We start from the raw sequence: 24,659 nt of genomic DNA on the forward strand, positions 1-24,659 counted from the left end.
GATAGGAAGGTGTTAGACGTTAACCATAGGTATATTATGGGCGTCTTTCCCTTTGACTTTTTTAGGGAAGGGCGCTCTTTTTTAAAGGAATGCAAGTGATATCGAGTCCAAAATAAGAAGATGGAGAAGGGGAGCTGCAAAGTGACGAACAAAGTAAAAGTAAGCAATCTTGGCTATCCAAGAATCGGAAAAAACCGCGAGTGGAAGAAAACGTTGGAAGCCTTCTGGGCGGGAAAAATAAATGAGGAAGCGTTCCGTACTGAAATGACAGGAATTCAGCTTCAGCATTTGAAGACTCAGCAGGAGGCAGGAATTGATTTAATTCCGGTAAATGATTTTACGTTCTACGATCATGTGCTAGATACAGCTGTAATGTTCGGGATCGTACCTCCACGTTATGCGTATGATGGTGGCGACATTGGGCTTGATCTTTATTTTGCGATGGCTAGAGGAAATGCTGAGGCTACCGCTTGCGAGATGACTAAATGGTTCAATACGAACTATCATTACATCGTTCCAGAGATCGGTGCACAAACGCCGCGTCTGACCGAGAATAAACCACTGGCAGCTTATCGTTTTGCCAAGTCCCAAGCGGGAATTGAGGGTAAACCTGTGGTTTTAGGCCTTTATACATTCCTTAAGTTGTCAAAAGGTTTTGCATCTGCGGATATTGCGAAGATTGCTGCTCGGTTTCTTCCGGTTTACGTTCAGCTGTTGCAGGAACTGAAGCAAGAAGGAGTAAGCTGGGTACAAATTGATGAGCCAGCGATTGTTACAGGAATAAATGAATCAGAATTATCATTACTTAACTCGATTTACACAGAAATTGCTGAATCCGTGCCTGGATTAAATATTATTCTGCAGACTTACTTTGAAGCTGCTGAACCGCTGGAGGCACTGTTCAAGCTTCCGGTACAAGGTTTAGGTCTTGATTTTGTCCATGATGGCGGGACGAACCTGGCATCGATTGAACGTCTTGGCTGGCCTGAGGATAAGTGGCTGGGAGCGGGTATTATTGACGGACGCAACATCTGGCGCTCGGATCTGGATGCTAAGCTGCAGCTGATCGAGAAGCTGAGTGTACATGTACCGCTTGATCGTCTTATTCTACAGCCTTCTTGCAGTTTGCTGCATGTTCCGGTTACTGTTCAGGGTGAGGTGAAGCTGAAGGCCACCGTCAAGGCTGCTTTAGCTTTTGCTGATGAGAAGCTTAGAGAGCTTGGCCTGCTTGCTGCAGCCTTAGAGGGTACAGCAGAAGCTGCTGCTGCGTTGACAGCCAGTCGCGAAGCCCTTACTGCCTTCCGTGCACTTCCTGAACGCGGTCGTAAGGATGTGGCCGAGCAAGTTCTCGGACTTGCAGATTTACCAGACCAACGTAGCCTACCTTTTGCTGAGCGCCTGAAGGTGCAGCAGGAGAAGTGGCAGCTGCCACTTCTGCCAACGACAACAATCGGAAGCTTTCCACAGACCGTAGAAGTGCGCCAGGCAAGGTTGAAATGGCGTAAAGGCGTATGGAATCAAGAGCGTTACGACGGGTTCGTTCGTGAGCAGATTGCAGATGCAATCACTTTCCAAGAAAAGCTGGGTCTGGATGTACTCGTGCACGGTGAGTTCGAAAGAACCGATATGGTGGAGTTTTTCGGGGAGAAGTTGGATGGTTACTTATTTACTAGTAATGGCTGGGTTCAATCCTACGGATCACGCTGCGTTAAGCCACCAGTTATTTATGCGGATATAGCTTTTATCCAGCCTATGACTGTAAAAGAAAGCGTCTATGCTCAGTCGTTAACTTCCCTTCCTGTTAAAGGTATGTTGACTGGTCCTGTTACGATTCTCAATTGGTCTTTCGTACGTGATGATCTTAGTCGGGAAGCAGTAGCGAATCAAATTGCCTTAGCGCTCCGTCATGAAGTTAAAGCTTTGGAGGATGCAGGCATAGAGATGATTCAAGTAGATGAACCGGCTATCCGTGAAGGACTTCCTTTGAAGGCGGAAGATCATGAGGCATACTTGAATTGGGCGGTGAAGTCGTTCCGTATCGCGACGAATCATGTGAAGGCTACGACACAAATTCATACCCACATGTGCTATAGCGAATTTAATGACATGATAGACTCCATTTCAGCGATGGATGCGGATGTTATCTCTATTGAGACTTCACGTAGCCATGGGGAACTGATCGTTAGCTTTGAGGAGCAGGAGTATGATAAAGGAATTGGTCTTGGTGTATATGATATCCATAGTCCACGGGTTCCTGCAGTAGAAGAGATGACAGCTAATATTGATCGTGCGCTGCGGGTGCTTGATCCTGAACAGTTCTGGATTAATCCGGATTGCGGTCTTAAGACACGTGGCTGGCAGGAGACAGAAGATGCACTTCGTAACATGGTAAAGGCTGCCGCTATTGCAAGAGAAAATGCAGGAGTTAGTGCTTCCAAATAACATAAGAAGTATACAATAAATCATAGCCGGGGAATTTCTCCCTGGCTTTTTATTTCAGCCACTTGATAATAATTCTCATTCTTGATAGAATGAGAAAAGAAAAGAAGGAACCGTGGAGGGTCCCTTCAAATCATCACCTTATTTGCTTTCGAAAGTCTTGCAATCTGTTTCTTCTGCACGTGTAGGTTCTTGGGAGCTGTGGAAAGCTACAAAGATAGAATCAGCACTGCATTTGTTCTCTTCTGCCCAGTGGGTGCAGGAGTTAACTTCGCAAATTACGTCTTTTGCCATGAGGGTTCACCTCCCCTTTTAGTAATAGACAGCATTATTAAAAAACTTCTCTGTTCAACAAGGTGGAGCTTGTCCGAACAGAACCGTGTTCTGCCCTCATTCATTATGAATAGAGGGTTTTTTGGTATTTTTTTACGTGTTTAGACGTGGTAATTGTACCAAATAAAGTGCGTGTAAGCAAATGAGTTATTCGAATGGTTATGGTGTCCCATATGTCACTAGAAGTGGTTTGACTAGAAGAATCTCTCAGCCTGTATACAACAGTGCTTCTGTAAATTCGTTGTTAAACATTAGCTTTTCAGTATCTCAAGGCTATATTGCGAATACAAGCTTTAGTGTAACCGCAAAACAAACAGTGGCAAGCTTATTAAGCGGTTTTATGCCATTAAACAAAGCACTTCTAACCCAGGTTGATTTTTGCTCGAAAAATAATAGCTTAAACTAAAAGAGTTGCAGAAATGCGACTCTTTTTTTATTTAGAGAGCATAATTCAAAAGAAACTGTTCATAATTCCATTTTTCAGTGCAACCTTCCAAGTTTTGGAACGTCTTAGTAAAGAGTGACGGAAGAGATCTGCTTAGAACAAGACATTCCGTAACGATATTATGATCCGTGCAAGCGGTATCTATTACATTTTTGGAGGAATGAGAATGCGTAAATGGGGTCTGCATTACTTATGTTTATTAATTCTTGCGGTAGTCTTGGCGGGTTGTGGCTCATCGGATAGGAATTCAGCGGCAGATAGTTCGGCAAAAGAAAATGGTAGTACGAGTAACGACGCAGCAGTAGAGGTACAATCGCAGAGCTCGATGGCCTCAACAGCGAATCAAAGCACTTCGGCAGCTCCTGAGTCAGAAGCAACTGGCAGCGAGAACTTGGCTGTAAAGGGCTCCACATCAGAAAATACAGTTCAAGCAAGTGCAGGATTTACTGGTAGTGATGTAGTAGCGGGCTTGAACAAGAAGCTGATCTATAAAGCGAATCTTAATATGGAAGTAGAAGACTATGGAAAAGCACAGACTGAAATACGTAATTTAGTAACCATGGCCAATGGATATATTATTGAGTTTAATGAAAATATGTCGCAGTACGAGCAAGGTGGAACGTTTATCCTTAAGGTGCCTGCCTCCGGATTCTCACCTTTTCTGAATAAATTAGAACAAGTAAAACACGAATCTCTACAGCGCAGCATTCAAGGTCAGGATGTCTCAGAAGAGTATGTTGATCTGGAGTCACGTTTGAAGGCAAAGCAGCTAATGGAAGCACAATATACAGAGTTTATGAAAAAAGCGACGAAATCCACTGATCTGGTCGCCTTCGCGAACGAGCTTGGTTCGATTCAAGAAAGTATTGAGCAGATTAAAGGTAGAATGCGTTATATCAATCAGAATGTATCCTTCTCTACAGTAGAATTGAGAGTGTATCAGACGGATGAAAGTATTGCTGTCAAGGAGAAGAAGGAGCAAGGGCCGTTACTGGAACGTGCTTCAGATGCTCTAAATGGAAGCTTAAATGCACTATCTGTGATGTTTCAGTGGATTGTCGTTATCCTTGCAGGAGCGTTACCGATACTTATCGGGGCTGCCATTATTTTAGCTATTGTATTAGTTTCCCGTAAAAATATCCGCGAGCGTCGGGAGCAGCAGACCGAGAGAATTCGTCAGCGAAATAAGGAGCTGAACAGAGAGCAAATCATCCCTGCGGCAACAGAGCCTAAGGAGGCAGTTTCAGAGGATAATTCGAAGTCTAATAAGGAAACAGAGGACTCAAAGAAAGAATAGCCCTGCAAGCATAAACGCTTTCGGCGTCTTCATAAAGATGGTAAGCGTTTAAGCGAGAAATATATGAATAATGTATAACGTGAAAATTATACTTTCTTATATTTTAAGAGAAAAAAACGGTTGTCATCCTAAAAGGACGACAACCGTTTTTTTTATGTGCTGAGGATTGATGTTTAGGCAGGCTGGAAGAGTATACGATACTCCCCGTATCCTTCCTTCTCCAAATCCTCTTTCGGTACAAATCGTAGCGCCGCCGAATTTATGCAGTAGCGTAAACCGTTTTCTCCGGGACCATCGTCAAAGACATGGCCTAGATGGGAATCCGCTACTTTGCTGCGCACTTCAGTGCGGACCATCAAATGACTGAGATCCGTCTTTTCTTTCACAGCGTAGTCCCGGATGGGACGAGTAAAGCTTGGCCAGCCGCAACCGGAATCGTATTTATCCTGCGAGCTGAATAACGGTTCGCCAGATACGATGTCTACATAAATACCATCTCCATGGTGATCCCAAAAATCATTCCGGAAAGGAGATTCTGTTGCACTGTTCTGAGTGACTTCATATTGAAGAGGGGTTAAACGTTCTTTCAAACTTTGTTTGTCCTCTTTATGTGTCCAGTGGGTTTCGATAAAATCCTCTCGGCCAGAACCTTTACGATAACGTTTGTAGTGGCCTGGATTCTTATGATGGTAGCCTTGATGATATTCTTCGGCAGGATAGAAGGTGGTTGCCGGGAGAATCGGGGTTACAATCGGACTAGAGAATCGACCGCTTGCTTGCAGAGCTGCCTTGGAAGCTTCTGCTTGTTCTTTTTGTTCCTCCGAATGGGTAAAGATTGCTGTTCCGTAAGAAGTCCCGCGATCATGGAATTGTCCACCTGCGTCGGTAGGGTCAATTTGCTGCCAGAACAGCTCAATTAACTTGCTATAAGGGAAAATATCTGGGTTGAACGTAATTTGTACAGCTTCAACATGTCCTGTCGTTTCAGAACAAACCTCTTCATAGGTTGGGTTCACTGTATGACCGCCGGTATAGCCAGAGACGACACTAATGATACCTGGCAATTCTTCGAACGGCGAGACCATGCACCAGAAGCATCCACCTGCAAAGGTTGCTTTTTCCGTCTTGGTATTTATATGGTTAGTCTGATGTTCACTCATTGATATCCCTCCATTCACATAATGCAATTAAATAGATCACAATTTAATTATAAAGCAAATACTAACTGCCTGCCAGTTTGTAACCGATAAGTTCTTTCGCTATCGGCTGTTCTTCGCTTCTTGAGAGCGCGGACGCAAGCTCAGTCCAGCGATAATTAGCACAGCGGCATAGGCGATGATGGCAATAACCGCACTTACAGGGTCCTGAAACAGATGATCCCCAAGGAAAGCGTATAATGCAATTCCCGGTATTTTTCCTATGCCGGAAGCTGCAATATAGCTCCAAAAAGGTAAACCGGCAGCTCCAGCGTAGATGTTAACCGCTGTTTGGGGAATGATTGGCATGAGTCGTGCTAGGACAATCGAAGCGAAAGGTCGCCGCTCAATGCCTACTGTGAACTTTTCGAGTGCGGGAATGGAGGCTAAATAAGCTCTCGCTTGGCTTTGAAACAAGTACTTCACAACACCAAAAAGGATTGCGGCAGCCAAATTAGTAGCTAGCCAGCAAATCAAGGCTCCCACTAAACCTCCGTATGCATAACCGAAGAATCCGATGACAGCTTTATAAGGGACAACTGGAAACAGGGCCAGTAAAGTTGCAATCCCTATAGAACTGAAAAGATTATGATCCTCTTTCATCCAGCTTAGGATGTCATATCTGTAGATAAACGCAAGGATTGTACCCGAAACATAAAGAACAATCGAGAACCATTTTTTCATAGATAATATGCCCCTTCTTCCACTCATTCATCTCATCATACGGGATATGAAGTAAATATTGAAGCAAAGATCAATTGTCAGAGAATGAGAAGCAGGTATAATAGCATTTGTAGAGAACAAAGAGAAAAGAACGATATATTGAAGTGTTAAGAGGGGGATGGATCAGTGATTGTACCTGAACGTAAAAGAGTCGCCATAATAGGAATCGGCAATATAGCCCGCAAAGTATATTTACCACTGCTCTCTCAGCATGATTATGCCGAGGTAGTTGGTGTTCTCAGTCATTCACCGACAACGGTGGAGCAGGCCGTTCATACCTACCGTTTTCCTAAAGGGACGACTAATCTGGAAGAGCTGTTATCTTGGGATCTGGATGCAGTATTTGTACATAGCCCAACAACTACTCATTATGATATAGTAACAAAATGTCTCGAACGTGGGATTTCGGTATATGTAGATAAACCACTTTCCTATGATCTAGAAGAGTCCAGAAGGATGGCAGAGCTAGCACAAGATAAGGGGCTTTTGCTAGGAGTGGGCTTTAATCGCCGTTTTGCCCCAATGTATGTCACCGCCAAGCAATGGCTTGAAGAAGTTGGCGGAATTAGCCATTGCAGTGCGATTAAACATCGAACGAAGCTACAGACAAGCACCAGCCGCGAAACCGTGCATGATGATCTTATCCATATGCTTGATTTGCTGTTGTGGTTGTGTGGAGATCAGTATGAACTGCTTCGTAGTCATCTTCACTCTAGTGGTGAAGGTCGTCTGCTGCAGGCATCTGGAATGCTAGGCTGGAAAGATAGTGCAGTTGGGATGTACAGTATGGTTCGTGAAGCTGGTGTGGATTTGGAGAAGCTTGAGCTGCACGGAAATGGCAGATCGGTGGAAGTAGTGGATCTAGAAAAAGCCATTCTTTTTGAAAAAGATACCTTACCGCATATTCAAGGCTTTGGAAGCTGGGATACTGTACTCGATAGAAGAGGTTTTAGTGGAGTGGTGAATAATTTTCTTAGCAACATAAATACACCGGAGCTATGCAGCATTGCTGCTTCAGCGGTACTGCCTAGTCATATGCTGGCGGCACAGCTTGCTGAATGAGGTCTCTGAGAAAGGAGAAGAATATATGGAGGATAACCGTAAATTAGTGGAGGAACAGATCATCGAAAGCTATAAGCGCGAAGAAGAGATGATGATTCTTGTATTCGCTCAGTGGTGTGTAAATAATGGACTCGATCCACATGCTCTATACTTGCAGGCTTATCCGCAGCAGGAAGGGAATGAAGCCTTGCGTCAGGCACTTGCCCTCACGGTTTCCGCAGAGGAAGCGGGGGACATTTCTGATGACACCGTTTTGGGTGTACTTTCGCTTTTTGGAAATGATGACTTGGCACAAATCGTAACTGAAGCGATTGCTCAAAGGGGATCTAAAGGACCTCTGGGGGATTGACATTGGGGATATAATAATAGAGTCAGATGAACTTTTTTCGGTAAACGATGTTCATCATGGTTAAAATGTGTTAATATTATATATACTAACTAATAGTAAGTTTCGCTAGTGAGAGGTGAGAACAATGGAAGAACATCAATTTGCGATGTGTCCCAGATTTGAAACAGCCTTCTCTTTCTTAGGCAAACGTTGGAATGGACTTATTATTCAGACATTGATGAGTGGACCGAAGCGTTTTAAAGATATCTCCGGCCTCATTCCTTCAATGAGCGATAAGATGCTGTCCGAGCGGATGAAGGATTTGGAAGGTGAGGGTATCCTGGTTAGGCATGTATACCCAGAAACACCCGTACGTATTGAGTACGAATTAACAGACAAAGGCCGTGCATTGCAGCCTGTTATGCAGCAGATTCAGTCTTGGGCTGAGAGCTGGGTAGACTAAAATTCACAGTGATGTTGTGGCCCTTTTTCCGGAATGGTGGAAAAGGGGCTTTTCAATTTCTAAATATTAGACAGTGACAGTATTGTTCCAATCCTTTATGCTTGAAAAAAACTTGCACAGTTTAAAAATAATTGTAATATAATAGAAAAACATTGTATGATCCTTGAATGGAAACGCTCGCGTATTGGTTTTTGCTCAAATCTACTCAGCTGGAGTACAGGCATAGCAAAACTATTAGGAGGCGAGGGAGATGAAGACGAAGACGACCCTGTTTTCCCGGGAAATAACGTATGGAAAAAAGGATGTTGCTGAGCTAGAGAATGCTTCTATCAAAGTACAGCTCATCTATGACAAGACGTTGTTCATGCTGCATAGCCATCTTCCTGATTCCTTATGGGATGCGTGGATTGGCGTGCCTTACAGCATTATCTCTTCACTCTACAAAGGAAACAATGATAGTGGGACTATTTTTCAAAAATGGATTCAAAGTCCGACCGGCTGGAAGTGTATTGGTTGTGAACGGCACTGTCTGGAGTCCACGGAACCTCCACAGGATGTAAATGCGGCGAATCATGGGCGACAATATAAGTTTCATAACGGCATTCGCCAGAGTATGGTGCTTCAAGCCTTAATTTGGTCCATGTACGAGAATACCGTATTATTCAAACCCTTTTTAGGCGACGAGCCTTTTTTTGACGATGATGATTTGCATACGATATCCTCTTATTTCGTTCCAACTTATCTTAATGAATTCCACCTTATTGAGCGGTCTAAGCCATGTAAAGAATACAAAGATCAGAATATACGAGTCTTTCAGGAATGGATTTCCGCACCTGATCTTGTCCTTAAATGGAATGGTGGCTTGACGGAAGGCAGATGGATGACCGGTGTTTATATGGATCACTCCCGTTTTGCCGGATTAGGACCTTATTTGAAGGATTCAAAGGGACAGCGGACGTATATGCAGGCTTATGTGCAATAAAGTGAGTTGAAAAAGCACCTTTGTAGGAAAAGGTGCTTTTTTGCGTTTACTTTGCATGTACATCCATCTCCAATTTCGTTCAAAAATAAGATACAATTTCCGTGCGTACAATCACAAGTCAAAGTTCCTTTCAGGGTTAAGGTGAAGAAGTGGATAAGATTTATTCAGAACCTAATCCCATAACCCAAGGAGGAGCTATAATGGAAACTAAACAACTTAATGATAGTATTTCGGATTCGAAGCAAGCACAATCGGTACAGGCTGGGTTTACCCCAGATGCACTAGTGAGGGATATTGTATTACAGTTCCCTAAAGCGGCAGATTATTTCAAAGCAAAACGGATTGATTTCTGTTGCGGTGGAGCTAAACCTCTTGCTGAAGCAGCTGCTGAGCGTGGTCTGGATCAAGAGATAATTATCAGTGATCTTAACAAGATGTTCGAAGAGTATCCAGTACCCGAAGAGGAGATCGCTTGGAATACCGCACCTTCAGATGAGTTAATTGACCATATCATAAACAAACATCACCGCTATCTTCGTGAAGAGCTACCTCTCATTAGCCAAAATGTAACTAAGGTGTATCGAGTGCATGGTGGGGATTCTCCCCATTTGGTGGAGTTACATTCCTTGTTCAACACACTTAAGGAAGAATTGCTTACGCATACGGCTAAAGAAGAAGAAGATGAGTTTCCTAAGCTGTTGATATATGATGCTAATCCTAGTGAAGAAGGTCTGTCATCGCTCCGCGAGTCATTATCTGAGCTGGAGAGTGAGCATGATGGTGCGGGCGACATTTTGAGAAAAATGCGTAGTATTACAGATGACTTCACTCCACCAGCGCATGCTTGCACAACCTATCGATTGACATATGCCCGGCTGGAAGAGCTGGAGAGTATGACTTTTGAACATGTACATTTGGAGAATAATATATTGTTCCCTAGGTATCAGTGAAGACGAATAGAGTTCTAAAGAGTCCCTTAGGGGGCTTTTTTTTATAGGAAATTATAGAATGTAAAGAAATGTGGATAACTCCGTTGAAAAAGGTAGAAGAAATGATCGTGAAAAATATGGGTAAGATCGATTGATGGATGGCGGAAGGATTGCTTAAAAGCGGACTACGAGATAGCGCCGAGTGAGCAGAAAGAGGGGAATAAATCCCCCAGAAAATGTGAAATGACGCCATATGAGCAAAAAGAAGGGGATAAATCCCCCAGAATATGCGAAATGACGCCGAACGAGCAAAAAGAGGGGGATAAATCCCCCAGAATATATGAAATGACGCCAAATGAGCAAAAAGAGGGGGATAAATCCCCCAGAATATGCGAAATGACACCGAATGAGCAAAAAGAAGGGGATAAATCCCCCAGAATATGTGAAATGACACCGAACGAGCAAAAAGAGGGGGATAAATCCCCTAGAATATGTGAAATGACGCTGAATGAGCAAAAAGAAGGGGATAAATCCCCTAGAATATGCGAAATGACGCCGAATGAGCAGAAAGAGGGGGATAAATCCCCCAGAATATGTGAAATGACGCCAAATGGGCAGAAAGAGGGGGATAAATCCCCTAGAATATGCGAGATAGCGCCGAATGAGCAAAAAGAGGGGAATAGAGGTTAGCTTTTTAAAAAGTTTTTGCCAATTTTTAATATCATTGGGGAGATAATTAAAGATACTGAGAAGTAAGCTTGTTATTACTTATTTGAGAACATGGCTTGTTTAAGTTATCCTTAAAAAGACAGTATACATAACTTTACAAGCCTGAGACGCTATATGGTCATTAGGCGGGACAAGGCGGTGCCAGGATGCCCATGCGATCTTTGTGGAAATTGATGTTAGGATTAGTCATTGTATTCATAATAGGTGGATGCTCTACTAACAATGACGGCAATAGTAATGCTAATAATGGTGTGGCACGATCAGAGGGACCGACAATATCAATAAGGGTTGGAGATAATGAACTGCTTACTAAACCATCAGATAGGTTACTTAGTGGGAGTTATAGAAATGGAATATCGATCATGGAGCTACTGAAAGGTAGTAATGTTGCCACATTTGCTGAGGATAACTCAAGCATTGTTTCGGTAAAGGATTTTTCGCTAGAGGCGGGAATGGTTTGGGAGCTTCAGATGGGCGGTCAAATCATTGGGAATGCGGATTGGAATAATACTGTAGGGTATGATTCACAGCTAGTCTTCACCGCGAAGTCGAAGGACCATCAAGCACCACTTCAAACTGTAAGGCTGACCTTGAACGGTGGAAGTGTTGAAGTAGACTTGCATCATACGTATATTATGTTATTTAAAGAGGATTTAACTGTAAGAGATTTGCTTAAAAGCTGTAGTAGCGTACAGTTGGCCGATGACAATAAAAAGGTGCTTTCCGTCGAAGATTATACTCCTCTTAGTAATGAAGAATGGAAGCTGAAGGTGAACGGAAAACAACTACTCGATGATGGAATGGATATGAAACTCAGGGCTCAAGATGAATTGGAGATTTTATTGACTTTACGCTAAAAAATCGTACAATAAGCCCGATCAACGGTTGTTCAGAATCGTTGATCGGGCTTATTTTATGTGCAAAATATAGCTAAAAATTCTCAGAGTAGTAAACTGTGAAAATATTCACAATTAATGTGACTGCAATCACAATGTCTACTTGAATTCGAACCGTATAATTCCAATATGAAGAAGAGTAATTGACGCGAAATTAATCAAGAAACCTTAAGCTTGAGGAGGCACCTAACCATGGCAGAGAAGAGAGAAAAATTAGTATTAGTCGGCAACGGTATGGCAGGCATAGGTACGATAGAGCAGATTTTGAAGCTGGGTGGAGCTTATGACATCACGGTTTTTGGAAGTGAACCTCACCCCAATTACAATCGGATCATGTTGTCTTATGTTCTTGAAGGAAGTAAGACCCTTAATGATATCATCCTAAACGACTGGAATTGGTATGAAGACAATAATATAACTCTACACACGGGAACAACGGTCACACGAATTGATGAAGGCTCTAAGCAAGTTGTTACGGATAGTGGGATGATAGTCCCCTACGACAAGGTAATTATTGCGACAGGCTCGAATTCGTTTATTTTACCTGTACCTGGCAGTGATAAAGAGGGCGTTGTAGGATTCCGAGACATTTCAGACTGTGATGCGATGCTGGCAGCGGCCAAACAATACAGCAAAGCGGCTGTCATCGGCGGGGGTTTGCTTGGGTTGGAAGCGGCAAAAGGTCTTGTGAACCTTGGTATGGATGTTACCGTAGTTCATTTGATGGAAGATCTGATGGAGCGTCAGCTTGATCGGAATGCCTCCTCGATGCTGCAAGCTGAGCTGGAGCGTCAAGGCGTGAAATTTGCTATGGGCAAACAAACGGTAGAATTGAGCGGGGAACAGAGAGTAAGTGGATTGCGTTTTAGTGATGGCAGTACGCTTGCTGCAGATTTTGTGGTAATGGCTGTTGGAATCAAACCGAACGTGACATTGGCAAAAGATAGCGGAATCTCCGTAAATCGTGGGATCGTGGTGGATGATTATTTGCAAACTTCCATGCAGAATATATATTCCATCGGCGAATGTGCTGAGCATCGCGGTATGTGTTACGGACTGGTGGCTCCACTATTTGAACAAGGCATGGTTCTAGCTAAACATTTATGTGGTAGCGATACCAAGCCTTATGAAGGTTCGATTGTTTCCACGAAGCTTAAAATATCTGGGGTGGATGTATTTTCTGCAGGTGAGTTTTTGGATTGTCCTGAACACACTGTGATCTCAAGCAAAGATGAATGGAAGAAAACTTATAAGAAAATTTTGCTCAAAAATAATGTGATTGTCGGTGCGGTTTTGTTCGGTGATGTAACGGAGTCCGCGAATCTGCAAAAGCTAGTAAAACAAGGCGCAGTAATGACCGATGAGATTTATACGGAGGTTATGGGAACGGGCTGCTGCGGTGGCGGAGCTAAGAAGAGCACATCCGTAGAAGCTATGGCGGACGAAGAAATTGTCTGCGGCTGTAATGGTGTAACTAAAAAAGCGATCGTAGATGCTGTTACTGAACATGGTTTTACTACTGTGGATGAGATCAAAGCATGCACTGGCGCTACTCGCTCTTGTGGTGGTTGTAAACCCGTAGTAGAACAAATCCTGCAATTTGTCTTAGGTGACAGTTTCCAGCAAGCTGCTAAGCAAGGTATTTGTGGGTGCACAACGCTTAGCCGTGATGAAATTGTTGCTGAAATTACAGCTAAAGGTCTTAAAACAACAAAAGAGGTCATGAATGTACTCGGTTGGAAACAAGAGGAAGGCTGCTCCAAGTGTCGTCCGGCGATTAACTATTATCTAGGGATGATGAACCCTGATACCCATCAAGATGAGAAAGAATCCCGATTTGTAAATGAAAGAATGGGTGCCAATATTCAAAAAGATGGAACCTACACCGTGATACCACGCATGTATGGTGGGGTAACTACGCCGGAGGATTTGAAGAAAATCGCCGACGTCTCCCTTAAATATGACGTGAAAGTTGTGAAGGTAACTGGAGGGCAACGCCTGGATCTAATTGGTGTGAAGAAAGAAGATTTGCCTAAGGTATGGGAAGAGCTGGATATGCCTTCAGGCTACGGTTATGCCAAATCCCTGCGTACGGTTAAGACTTGTGTGGGCTCCCAGTTCTGCCGCTTTGGCACACAAGATTCGCTGGGAATGGGCGCGCTCATAGAACGTAAGTATGAACGTCTTGATTTTCCTGCCAAGTTTAAAATAGCTGTCAACGGCTGTCCACGTAACTGTGCGGAATCCTGCACGAAGGATATTGGCATCGTTGGAAATGATGGTGGTTGGGAAGTGTTTATCGGTGGTAACGGTGGGATCAAGCCACGGATCGCAGACTCCTTCTGCAAAATTAAGACCGATGAAGAGTTGATCGAAGTGTGCTCCGCAGTGATGCAATATTACCGTGAGACCGGCAATTATTTGGAGAGAACTTCCGAGTGGGTTGAGCGTATGGGACTTGAGCGGATTCAAATGGTTATTTTGAATAATGAAGATAACCGCAAAGAGCTGGCCGCACGGATTGACTTTGCTCTGACTCAGGTTACGGATCCTTGGAAAAAAATGCTCAATGACAGCAGCACTCGTGCTGCGCTTTTTGAAGAAACAAGAGTCTAGCGGATATAACGCACACAGAAGGGGAGAGACCAATGAATAAGACAACACAAACGTATCCAATAGGATCAGTACAGGATTTCCTGCTGCAGATTGGCCGTGTGGTGATTGCTGGAAATGTGGAGCTGGCTGTATTTCGTACCTCTGACGGAGCGATCTATGCACTTGAGAATCGGAGCCCTCATCCAAAAGGGGGGCCGCTTGCGGAAGGGATCGTTTCGGGTCACTTTCTTTACGATCCACTGTATGATTGGAAAATAGATCTTCGCACGGGTGAAGTTCAGGCACCGGATCAAGGTATCGTTATGACTTATCCAGTCTCTCTTGTCGGAGACATTGTGACAGTGAGCTTGTAGACACCGAAGCTTGTAGTAAAGGATGAAATAGAAAACGGTGGGGTGGAGTACTATGTTTACTCAAAGTGTGGAAAACATTGTCGAGGCGGCAGTCAGCAAGCGAGACCAAATGAATGAAAGTTTACCAAGATATTTTCTAGCAGCCCTTTTGGCAGGAGCATATGTAGGCATTGGGATTATCCTTATTTTTTCGCTGGGAGCGCCTCTAGCGGCTGCCAAATCGCCTTTCCAACCCCTCATTATGGGTGCATCCTTCGGTATTGCCTTGACTCTTGTTGTGTTTGCAGGCTCAGAGCTGTTTACCGGAAATAATATGTTCTTTACGGTTAGTACACTAGCTGGTAGAACAAGTATCTGGGATACCGTCAAGAACTGGGTACTTGTGTTCGTAGGAAATGTGGTAGGGGCAGTGATTTTAGCACTTTTGATCCGAGGAACTGGATTATTCAGTGCGGCTCCCCCAGAGCATCTGATCTTTGCAGCTGCAGCCAAGAAAATGAGTCTTCCGTTTTCGGAGCTATTTTTCCGTGGAATTCTATGTAACTGGCTGGTCTGTCTAGCGCTATGGATGGCCTCACGCGCCAAAAGTGAAACTGCCAAGCTGGTTCTAATCTGGTGGTGTTTATTTGCCTTTATTGCGAGTGGATATGAGCACAGTGTGGCTAATATGACGCTGCTGAGTGTTGCTGTGTTGCTCCCGAATCACCCTGACACCGTTACAATTGCCGGATGGATCCACAATATGATTCCTGTTACCTTAGGAAATATAATTGGCGGTGGCGTATTCGTCGGTATGGCCTACTGGATGATCTCTCCCGTGCGTGGTACTCAGACCAAGCGGTAAGAGTATATATAGTTATAGGGCTGACCCAATTTCGGGTTCAGCTCTTTTTCTAAATATAAGAAAGTATAAGTTTCACGCTATAAATTATCCTTATATTTCTCGCTCTCGCATAAACGCTTACCGTCCATTAGGGACGCCGAAGGCGTTTTTGCTTGTCTTGTGGGATAAAAAAAGACGCCTATGTTAGGCGCCTTTGACCACTCTATTTTATAATGTGCAGAATAATTGGGTCATGTATGTTTCATTGAGGAGAATAGAGGGTACATTATAATGGAATTAAATTCGGCAGATCTCGTTTGGACACATTTCGCAGTGGCAAATTTCCTGCAGCATGCCAAGATCCTTGATGACAATCATACCGTTCTCGTACTCAACCGCGTCTTTTTTACGCAAGTCACTCAGCATCCGGTTTACACTCTCACGAGTGGCACCGATCATGTTGGACAGATCTGTATGCGTAATTTTTTTGTTGATGAGGATGTTCTCACCATCGCTGCTCTTCTCACCATAAGTATTACCAAGTCGAATGAGAGTGGAGCAAAGTGCGCCTGGTTTGCCATACATCATCAGATCACGGAATTTCGTTTGAGTTAGACGGTGATGAATGCCCATCCATTTCATAAAGTCGATGGCAAAATCACAATGTTGGCAAATGAGAATTTCTAAATCCTTTTGCTCGATAACGCCAACTTCACTTTCTTCAATCACTTCTGCAGTAAAGCTGTGCTTGGTGCTGAAGAATGGGTCCGCTTGACCTACCATATCGCCGGCTTGGTACATATAAAGAATAAGTTCTTTACCTTCATCCGTTGATTTAGTTAATTTCACACGTCCACGTTTGATATAAAACAATTTATCCGAGTAGTCGCCTTCCCAGAAAAGATGTGAACCCTCTGGAACAACGCGTTCTTTCATAGTAACAAGAAGTCTGTTGAAATTCTGTTCGGAGAAACAGTTTGTATTTCCGTGGGCTTCGATGACATTGTAATGTTCTTTTAGCATAATCGACATCCCCTTTATTCCCTCAGTTTTTCAGTAAATTTTAAATTAATTATACCTCTAAAATCTTCGATTTGGTTAAGAAAAACCATTTAAAAGTGTCGAATTTTCAACATTGTGATTATTTTCACTTCAAAAGTGCTAGATGTAATATGATTTTTAACTAAAAAGGAGTAAGAAGTATATGTTCTTTATATATCAGCAGTGGCAATCCATTATTCTCAAATAATGGGTCTGTTGCTGTTTTTTTTGTTCTTATTAGATTCTACATATTATACTGCAAAAATTCATGATATAGAAATCCGTTCGATTTCAACTCCGTATAAATGCACACATCTTCATTAAGGTCAGACATTGGCGCAACGGGTATGGAACGATATCCTGAGAATGGAGCAAAAACCAGGAGAAGGGGAAATCATACATGGCTAAAGTGGCGGACAAATATCTTAAGGTAGATCCTTGGGCAATTATTGAAGAGGGCTTTGATCCAGAACGAAATCGGACCTCGGAATCTATTTTTTCACTGGGAAATGAGTATATGGGTGTGCGGGGGTATGCTGAGGAAGGTTACTCTGGGGATTCCCTGCAAGGCAGTTATTTCAACGGGCTAAATGAACAATTGGACATTGGCAATCATTATAAGGGGATTATTCGCTCGCTGAGATATATGGTAAATGCGGTGGACTGGCTGTATACACGGATCACTGTGAATGGTGAACAGCTTGATCTGGCAAAAAGTAAAATATCGGATTATGTGCGCAAACTGGATCTTCGTAGTGGGACTTATCGGCGGGAGCTAATCTGGCACCTAGATGATGGAAAAATCTTAAAAGTTGTCTTTACACGCTTGGTAAGTATGACGATGTCTCATCTGGGACTACAGCGGGTGGAATTTGAGCCCCTTAATTTCTCGGGCAGCGTGGACATTTGTGCAGGTCTTGATTTCAGCATTATTCATGAGGAACGCGGCGACTGTATGTGGAGTAGTCTCCGCAGTGGAGAACAAGGATCTACCACAGCTATTATGGCGAGAACAGTGAATACAGCTAACAAGCTATTCTCTAGCTTTTCGTTACAATCTTCACAGCCGCTTCAGCTTACGCGAGTTGAACATGATAAATTTATTGGACAAAGCTTTACTATGGATCTTGCTCAGGGAGAAGCGACCCATTTTACAAAGCTGGTTATCAACTGTTCGGATAGTGAATCTGCCCATACAGCTGAAGAGCTGTGGAGCAAAGGGCTAGCTCTTGCTGAAAGTGCAAGCCAACTGAGCGATACTCAAATATTCGCGGATCAGACGGCATATTGGAATGGTATCTGGGAGACAAGTGATATTCGGATTGAGGGCGATCCTGAGAATCAGCAGGGCATTCGTTTTTGCATTTTCCAGCTTTATCAGACTTATCATGGTGATCATCCAGGGTTCAACATCGGCGCTAAAGGATTGACTGGAGAAGTGTATCGTGGTTTGGCGTTCTGGGATACAGAGTCGTATTGCTTACCATTCTATATGTTTAATAATCCTAAGGCTGCACGGAGCCTGCTGGACTTTAGATATAAGACATTACCTCAGGCTATGCAACGTGCTAAAGATGTTGATTGCGATGGCGCTTGCTACCCTATTGCTACAATAGACGGAACAGAAAGCTGTGATCTCTGGCAGCATTCGAATCTTCAGCTTCATGTAGGGACTGCTATTTCCTATGGTATCTGGCATTATGTCAAAAATACTGGGGATAAAGAATTCTTGCACAGTAAAGGCGCTGAAATGCTGATCCAGATCAGTAGATTCTATGCTACACGCGGTCAATGGGGTCAACAGAGTGGGGAATATGGATATTTTGGCGTAATGGGTCCTGATGAGTTCCAATTGATGGTGAATAATAACTGCTATATTAATTTGATGGCCCAAAAATCATTTGAATACACCTTAGACACCCTGAGTGAAATGAAAGAACAGGCACCAGAGGCTTTTGCAATGGTTGCGGAAAAGACGGGACTCCGTGACGAAGAGCTTAGCGATTGGAAAAATAAAGCAGACAATATGAAGATTCCGGTTGACGAAGTGACAGGAGTATTTGAGGAGCATGATGGATTCTTCGATATGCCACATATTGATATTCATTCCATTCCTGTAACAGAATTTCCGCTCTACTCGAACTGGTCGTATGATCGATTGTACCGTTATGACATGATTAAGCAACCGGATGTTCTCATGTTTATGTTCTTATATAATGGACAATTCTCTAAAGAAGCGAAGCTGGCTAACTATGAATATTACGAGTCTAGATGTATTCATGAGTCTTCACTTTCACCTTCGATCCATTCGATACTGGCAAGCGAAATCGGCAAGCCAGAAGAAGCCTATTCGTTCTTTGAATTTGCGACAAGACTGGATTTAGACAATTACAACCGTAACACACGCGAAGGATTGCACACGACTTCGATTGCAGCCGCTTGGATGAATATTGTGTATGGCTTTGGAGGTATGCGTTCAGATGGGGATCGTTTGTCCTTCCAGCCTTCATTGCCGGAGCGCTGGAACGAGTATAGCTTCCAAGTGATGTATGAAGGGGTATTACTACGTATTTTGGTCAACAAGACTTCAGTAACGCTCACCGCAATTAATGGGGGGAGCACTGATATTACAGTGTATGGTCAGTCAATTACGGTGGACGCATCCGGGACGACGCTTCCGCTAGGTGAAGGGATGTTGGCTCGATGAGCTGGGCGGTTAGGGATAGCTGTTTTGACAAGCAACTTGTGACGACGAACGGGAACAAATATATGTTAGGCAATGGCTATATGGGGTATCGCGGGACTCTTGAGGAATTCGGTAAAACTGAGTTAGTTGCCGTAACTTTAGCTGGTCTATATGACAAAGCGGGAGATAAGTGGAGAGAACCTGTCAATGCTCCAAATGGATTATGGGCCAAGATTGTCTGCAACGGTCAACCTTTAAGTGTGCTAGAGCGTGAACCGAGCTCTCATGTTCAGGAGCTGAATATTCGTAGTGCCATTCATCATCGGAGCACTGGCTATAGTCTATCTGATGGTGGGATGTTGACATTTACAGCAGATCGTTTCGTAAGCCAGGACAATCTTCACCTGCTCGTTAGTAAATACTCTATCCATAGTACACAGGACTGCCAAATTGTGATTGAGACCGGGATTGACGTAGATGTATGGGATATCAATGGTCCCCACCTCTATGGTCAAAAAGTAAAGTCACAGGGTGAGGTACTAGTCTCTTCCTCCACTAGTGGAGAATTGAACATTCCGGTAGTTGTGGCGGAGAGAGCCGTATTTAATTTCGGAGATCAGCAACTGGATGAGGGCGCTAGTATTCGCCGGATTTCTTTTGAAGCGCGTGCGGGTGAGACCTATGAATGGTTTAAGTACGTTGCGGTATATACTGGACTTGATGTTAGTGTGCCGGAGTCAGAAGCAGTAAAGTCTGTCCTAGCTGCTGAAGCGCTCGATTATGACGAGTTATTAAAGGCTCATCGCCAGCAATGGGAAGAAAGATGGTCGCTTAGCGATGTCATTATCGAAGGCGATGAGGATGCCCAGTTTGCTCTAAGATACAGTATTTATCAGCTGTTAATTATTGCACCTACAGTTTCGGAAAAGGTTTCTATCCCGGCTCGAGGTTTATCGGGTCAGGTCTATAAAGGGGCCGTATTCTGGGATACGGAGATGTTTATGCTGCCTTTCTTCCTGCATACTGATCCAACGGTTGCTCGCAACCTGATGATGTACCGGATTCATACCTTGGACGGAGCTCGCCGGAAAGCCGCGGAATATGGTTTTTTGGGAGCATTCTATGCTTGGGAAAGTCAGGATACAGGAGACGATGCTTGTACACTGTTTAATGTGAATGATGTATTTACCGGTCGACCAATGCGGACTTATTTCCGTGATAAGCAGGTTCATATCAGTGGGGATGTTGTACATGGGATCTGGAAATACGTTCAATTTACAGGTGACGAGAGTCTGCTGACTAGCGGAGGGGCGGAAGTGATCTGGGAATGTGCCCGGTTCTTCTACTCTTATGCTTACTATAATTCAGTAAAAGAACGCTTCGAGATTCTAGATGTAACAGGTCCAGACGAATATCATGAGCGTGTGAACAATAATGCTTTTACGAATGCTCTGGTTAAGGAGACACTGGAGATTGCCTTGCGCACAGCAGAATTGCTGCAAGATAAGTATCCGGAAGTGTACAATCAACTCTCTACAGAGTTTAGTGAAGGTCCGTTTCTGACGGAGTTCAAAGCTATGCTGGATAGCTTCTATGTTCCGCAGCCAGACCCTGCCAGTCTTGTCATCGAACAATTCGACCGTTACTTCACCTTAGAAGATGTTAGGCTGCCAGATTTGAAATCCCGTGTACTTAACAAAAATGAGTATTTGGGTGGCGGTAATGGATTAGCCACAACCACAACAATACTGAAGCAAGCGGATGTCGTATTGATGTTAAATCTATTCAAACATTCCTTCACCAAGGAAGTGAAACAAGCGAACTGGGAATTCTACGAACCGCGCACCGAGCATGGGTCAAGTCTTAGTCCTTGTATCTACGCTTTGGTAGCGGCCGATATTGGTTCGCCGGATTGGGGATATCCATATTTTATGCGCACGGCTACTGTTGATCTCACGGGAGAATCTAAGCAGTACGTAGGCGATCTTTATATCGGTGGTACCCACCCAGCCGCTAACGGTGGTGCTTGGATGGCTGCGGTGCTTGGTTTTGCAGGGTTGGATTATGATGGGGGAACAGTCCATATCAAACCTTCACTGCCTAAACATTGGCAGTCTGTTGAGCTTCCGGTTACGCTTCGGGGGAATACCTTTAAGCTGCGGATCAGCAAGGATGAAGTTACAGTTATCACAGCAGCCGACTACAGCGGGACTCTTGTGTTCTCGGTACAAGGGCGAGAAGGAAAGCCCTGTGGTGCAGGTGAGAGCTTGCGGCTAACCTTGGCCGAAACAACAGTATAGACATTAACTAACAACGGAGAGGAAGTAAATCCATGTTGCAAAATATGAAGGGTGCCATTTTCGATCTGGACGGCGTTATCGTAGATACGGCCAAATATCATTATTTGGCTTGGGCGAGTCTTGCTGACGAGCTAGGCTTTACATTTACAGAGGAGGATAACGAACGTCTTAAGGGCGTGAGCCGGATGAGATCGCTCGATATTCTTCTGGAAGTTGGTGGCCTACAATTTGAAGAAGCGGAGAAGCTTGCGATGGCGGAGAAGAAGAATCGCCTATATGTAGAGTACATCTCTAAGCTTGAGGAGTCGGAACTGCTTCCTGGGGTCAAAGAATACTTAACTGGACTGAGAACGCGCGGGATTGGAATTGCGTTAGGTTCAGCTAGTAAGAATGCAGAGTTTATTTTGAATAAGCTGAACATTACGGATCTGTTCGATGCCGTAGTTGACGGTAACAAAGTGTCACTTGCCAAACCGGACCCGGAGGTATTCTTGATCGCTGGTCAGGAGCTAGGCTTACAGCCGGACGAATGTGTCGTGTTTGAGGATGCGGAAGCGGGCGTTCAAGCAGGTAAGGCTGCAGGTATGAAGGTCGTAGGCATAGGTAAGCCGGAAGTGCTGAAGGAAGCCGATATGGTTGTAAAAGGATTGTATGAGTTGTTGAGTTAAATAAAAAGGGGACCGACTCCAAAGTAGCTGATGCTACTGTGGGGTCGTTTTTTTTTGCTTTAAATTCCTGTGCTCACGCTGTGTATTCAGCTATCAAGTACAACTGCGCACACCAAGTAGTAATGTCGCTCATTGGGTAATCCAATCGCTCATCCAAAGGCTCAACAAATGTGAAGCCCACAACAGTGTAAAACAGAGGCGAATAATACCTCTCATAGCCCCACGCAGTGGCCTTCACTCTCCCTCCCTTTTTTCTGTTTTCGGTTTTTAGGAATTCCGGTGATGGAGTTGCGGAGTGGAGGTTTGGAGCTGGAGAAACGAAGTGGTCGCCTTTATCCTCGGATTTCTACCGCCAAGCGGTATAAAATCAGGAAATCTGAGGATAACAGCGATCGTAAGCCCAAACGCTCCACGCAGTGACGTCTATATCACATGCTCTTATAATCCGTACAACAGAAAAAAACTACATACAAATGACCATAAAAAACTTTAAAATGAACATATGTAAGCGTTTATCCCTTTGATATAGTTATTTAACCCGGAGGTGTGATTATAGTGTTGTCTAGGCTGATTAGATTGATTCGAAAGCTGAGCGTCAAGCAGCAGCTCATCCTACTATTCCTGATTATGATATCTCCTATTTTCTTTTTGAACATATTTGGGAATTTGAAGGCGGAGCAAATACTGAAGCGCCATGTTACGAATGCATATGTGGAATTGAACAAGCAGAACTTTACGATCATTAATCGGGATATCGATACAGTAAATAAAATCACTACCACCGTGATTCAAAATCCTCTGATTCAGCAAATGAATATGACTGGCTCGGATACCATACTGGAGCGGGTCAAACGATATGAGACAATAGAGAAGCTGTTGGTCAGTTACTCTCAGGGGGCTGAACGTGGTGATGGCATCTATTACTCCCTTTATATATACGATCCGAATGATTATTACTTTTTTGCTCCCAATTTTCCACAGGTTAAGAAGGCGGGAGTTTATTTCTTTTCTAAAGCCGAAGAGCCTTACTGGTTTGAGGAGGTTGTTCAGAAGAAAGGACGCGGCTCACTGAAGTTCACGGAGAGGCTAAGCGCTCAAGCGGAGAATTTAAAGACACTTACTTACATGAGAGCTGTAAACAACATTTCCAGAAAAGCGGAGACTATAGGGGTTTTAGTCATCACCAAAATGGACTCTAAAATTGGAGAATCTCTCAAATCGATCTCTTTGCCTGACGGCGAAATTTACTTAACAGACTTAAACAACCGTGTTCTCGCCTCTACTACGAATAATACTGGAGAAGTAATTGCGTTGCCGGAGACGGTTGTTGCCGAGGATCTGGAAGGTACAGTGGATGTGATTACCTCCGATTTTATCTATGTGGTTAACAATAACCATGCGCTTGGACAAAAACTGGTCTACAAAGTTCCGGTGAAGGCGCTACTGCAGCAACAGAACGAAATGAAAAGTGTTATTCAATACATCACCGTGGCTTATGCAGTATTTGGACTAATTATGATTACGTACTTCTGGCGTTCATTAATGACACCTTTGCAAAAGCTGGCTTTTTTCGTGCGAAAATACGAGCCGGGTAATCGAGTTCCAGAGACACCACGGAGGGGGAGTAACGATGAGGTCAGTGTGCTGATTGCTTCTACCTATGATATGGCCCGAAGGCTGAACGGATTAATCACATACAAATATCAGATGGAGCTTAAACAGAAGGAATCCCAGCTTCAACTTCTATATCAACAAATCAACCCTCATTTGCTTTACAACACCCTAGAGAGCATTTATTGGAAAAGCTCTTTAGAAGGAAATGTCGAATCCGCCGAGATGATCAAGGAATTGTCCAAACTAATGAAGATCAGTCTTAGTCGGGGAAGGGAGCTGATCAGCCTTGAAGAAGAGCTGGAGCATGCAACGGCCTATATCAAGCTACAGCAGCACCGTTATGATTATGTATTTCAAGTTGTGATGAATATTCACCCGGATACGAAAAGCAACCTAATTCCAAAAATCACGCTGCAGCCATTAATAGAAAATGCTATTATTCATGGGGTTAAAAATATGGGCGAGGATGGTGAGATCACCATCACTGCAGTATGTGAGGATGAAACCGTTAGGATCTCTATTGAAGATAACGGCTATAAGTCTGTTGACTATGAAGCCATAGAAGCTGTATTGAATGATGAAAGCCCCAATCCCACTAGCGGTTATGGTATCCGCAATATTAACCAGCGTATTCATTTACATTTTGGCTCTGATTATGGCATCAGCTATACCCCTCGTACAGAAGGCGGAACGCTAGTAACAGTTAAGCTTCCGAAATCGGAGAATCAGGACTAAG

21 protein-coding genes are annotated in these 24,659 nt (G+C 43.8%); 16 read left to right on the plus strand and 5 right to left on the minus strand.

The annotated features are described in order from the left end of the window. The first annotated feature begins 120 nt into the window (after nucleotides 1–120). Nucleotides 121–2,442 (plus strand): 5-methyltetrahydropteroyltriglutamate--homocysteine S-methyltransferase, encoded by a 2,322-nt coding sequence (metE, locus tag MKX35_RS11540; RefSeq protein ID WP_076284442.1) that lies wholly within the window; start codon nucleotides 121–123, stop codon nucleotides 2,440–2,442. A 138-nt stretch (nucleotides 2,443–2,580) separates the two neighbouring features. Here metE and MKX35_RS11545 read toward each other — a convergent pair whose 3' ends face one another. Beyond that, nucleotides 2,581–2,733: a DUF1540 domain-containing protein gene (locus tag MKX35_RS11545; RefSeq protein WP_076120659.1), complete on the minus strand. Its 153-nt coding sequence runs from the start codon at nucleotides 2,731–2,733 to the stop codon at nucleotides 2,581–2,583. Between the two features lie 650 nt (nucleotides 2,734–3,383). On the opposite strand from MKX35_RS11545, the gene MKX35_RS11550 reads away from it, so the two are divergent. Beyond that, nucleotides 3,384–4,514, plus strand: a complete 1,131-nt coding sequence (locus MKX35_RS11550; RefSeq protein WP_076284443.1) for a DUF4349 domain-containing protein — start codon at nucleotides 3,384–3,386, stop codon at nucleotides 4,512–4,514. A gap of 173 nt (nucleotides 4,515–4,687) precedes the next feature. On the opposite strand, the gene msrA is transcribed toward MKX35_RS11550, so the two are convergent. Both msrA and MKX35_RS11560 read right to left on the minus strand, forming a co-directional pair. Further along, nucleotides 4,688–5,674, minus strand: coding sequence for a peptide-methionine (S)-S-oxide reductase MsrA (gene msrA, locus MKX35_RS11555; RefSeq protein WP_076284444.1), 987 nt, complete (start codon nucleotides 5,672–5,674; stop codon nucleotides 4,688–4,690). A gap of 99 nt (nucleotides 5,675–5,773) precedes the next feature. Continuing rightward, complete coding sequence (locus tag MKX35_RS11560) at nucleotides 5,774–6,394, minus strand: TVP38/TMEM64 family protein (RefSeq protein ID WP_076284445.1); 621 nt, start codon at nucleotides 6,392–6,394, stop codon at nucleotides 5,774–5,776. A gap of 165 nt (nucleotides 6,395–6,559) precedes the next feature. On the opposite strand from MKX35_RS11560, the gene MKX35_RS11565 reads away from it, so the two are divergent. From MKX35_RS11565 to MKX35_RS11610, 10 genes are all read left to right on the plus strand, one after another. Next, nucleotides 6,560–7,495: a Gfo/Idh/MocA family protein gene (locus MKX35_RS11565; protein ID WP_076284446.1), complete on the plus strand. Its 936-nt coding sequence runs from the start codon at nucleotides 6,560–6,562 to the stop codon at nucleotides 7,493–7,495. Nucleotides 7,496–7,520: 25 nt separating this feature from the next. Next, nucleotides 7,521–7,844, plus strand: a complete 324-nt coding sequence (locus MKX35_RS11570; protein ID WP_076300857.1) for a hypothetical protein — start codon at nucleotides 7,521–7,523, stop codon at nucleotides 7,842–7,844. Nucleotides 7,845–7,968: 124 nt separating this feature from the next. Further along, a complete protein-coding gene (locus MKX35_RS11575; RefSeq protein ID WP_042129916.1) occupies nucleotides 7,969–8,286 on the plus strand; it encodes a winged helix-turn-helix transcriptional regulator in 318 nt (105 codons plus the stop codon). 250 nt (nucleotides 8,287–8,536) lie between these two features. Continuing rightward, entirely contained in the window at nucleotides 8,537–9,268 is a 732-nt protein-coding gene (locus MKX35_RS11580) for a hypothetical protein (RefSeq protein WP_076300835.1), read from the plus strand. A gap of 200 nt (nucleotides 9,269–9,468) precedes the next feature. Further along, nucleotides 9,469–10,218, plus strand: a complete 750-nt coding sequence (gene ric / locus MKX35_RS11585) for an iron-sulfur cluster repair di-iron protein (RefSeq protein ID WP_076300836.1) — start codon at nucleotides 9,469–9,471, stop codon at nucleotides 10,216–10,218. 222 nt (nucleotides 10,219–10,440) lie between these two features. After that, nucleotides 10,441–10,887: a hypothetical protein gene (locus MKX35_RS11590; protein ID WP_076300837.1), complete on the plus strand. Its 447-nt coding sequence runs from the start codon at nucleotides 10,441–10,443 to the stop codon at nucleotides 10,885–10,887. A gap of 185 nt (nucleotides 10,888–11,072) precedes the next feature. Beyond that, a complete protein-coding gene (locus MKX35_RS11595; protein WP_076300838.1) occupies nucleotides 11,073–11,783 on the plus strand; it encodes a hypothetical protein in 711 nt (236 codons plus the stop codon). Nucleotides 11,784–12,014: 231 nt separating this feature from the next. Further along, nucleotides 12,015–14,438, plus strand: a complete 2,424-nt coding sequence (gene nirB, locus MKX35_RS11600) for a nitrite reductase large subunit NirB (protein WP_076300839.1) — start codon at nucleotides 12,015–12,017, stop codon at nucleotides 14,436–14,438. Between the two features lie 32 nt (nucleotides 14,439–14,470). Then, on the plus strand, nucleotides 14,471–14,791 hold the full coding sequence (locus MKX35_RS11605) for a nitrite reductase (NAD(P)H) small subunit (RefSeq protein ID WP_042190549.1): 321 nt from the start codon (nucleotides 14,471–14,473) through the stop codon (nucleotides 14,789–14,791). A 52-nt stretch (nucleotides 14,792–14,843) separates the two neighbouring features. Continuing rightward, complete coding sequence (locus MKX35_RS11610; RefSeq protein ID WP_076300840.1) at nucleotides 14,844–15,635, plus strand: formate/nitrite transporter family protein; 792 nt, start codon at nucleotides 14,844–14,846, stop codon at nucleotides 15,633–15,635. A 276-nt stretch (nucleotides 15,636–15,911) separates the two neighbouring features. Here the strand turns inward: MKX35_RS11610 and MKX35_RS11615 are convergent, their stop codons facing one another. Then, a complete protein-coding gene (locus MKX35_RS11615; protein WP_042129903.1) occupies nucleotides 15,912–16,637 on the minus strand; it encodes a Crp/Fnr family transcriptional regulator in 726 nt (241 codons plus the stop codon). A 418-nt stretch (nucleotides 16,638–17,055) separates the two neighbouring features. Between MKX35_RS11615 and MKX35_RS11620 the strand changes: the two genes are divergently transcribed. Genes MKX35_RS11620 through pgmB form a run of 3 tightly spaced genes read left to right on the plus strand, consistent with a single transcriptional unit; the run spans nucleotide 17,056 to nucleotide 22,309 of the window. Continuing rightward, entirely contained in the window at nucleotides 17,056–19,362 is a 2,307-nt protein-coding gene (locus MKX35_RS11620; RefSeq protein ID WP_076300841.1) for a glycoside hydrolase family 65 protein, read from the plus strand. After that, the gene (locus MKX35_RS11625) at nucleotides 19,359–21,641 is read left to right on the plus strand and encodes a glycosyl hydrolase family 65 protein (RefSeq protein WP_076300842.1); all 2,283 of its coding nucleotides are present in this window, start codon (nucleotides 19,359–19,361) and stop codon (nucleotides 21,639–21,641) included. The genes MKX35_RS11620 and MKX35_RS11625 overlap by 4 nt, the downstream gene beginning before the upstream one ends. A 32-nt stretch (nucleotides 21,642–21,673) precedes the next feature. Then, complete coding sequence (gene pgmB, locus MKX35_RS11630; RefSeq protein WP_076300843.1) at nucleotides 21,674–22,309, plus strand: beta-phosphoglucomutase; 636 nt, start codon at nucleotides 21,674–21,676, stop codon at nucleotides 22,307–22,309. Nucleotides 22,310–22,382: 73 nt separating this feature from the next. On the opposite strand, the gene MKX35_RS11635 is transcribed toward pgmB, so the two are convergent. Then, the gene (locus MKX35_RS11635) at nucleotides 22,383–22,547 is read right to left on the minus strand and encodes a hypothetical protein (RefSeq protein WP_179085761.1); all 165 of its coding nucleotides are present in this window, start codon (nucleotides 22,545–22,547) and stop codon (nucleotides 22,383–22,385) included. Between the two features lie 317 nt (nucleotides 22,548–22,864). Here MKX35_RS11635 and MKX35_RS11640 point away from each other — a divergent pair, with 317 nt between their 5' ends. Then, a complete protein-coding gene (locus MKX35_RS11640; RefSeq protein ID WP_076300844.1) occupies nucleotides 22,865–24,658 on the plus strand; it encodes a cache domain-containing sensor histidine kinase in 1,794 nt (597 codons plus the stop codon). The last annotated feature ends 1 nt before the right edge of the window (nucleotide 24,659 follow it).

Source organism: Paenibacillus sp. FSL R5-0923 (assembly GCF_038009145.1).
GTDB lineage: Bacteria > Bacillota > Bacilli > Paenibacillales > Paenibacillaceae > Paenibacillus_AQ.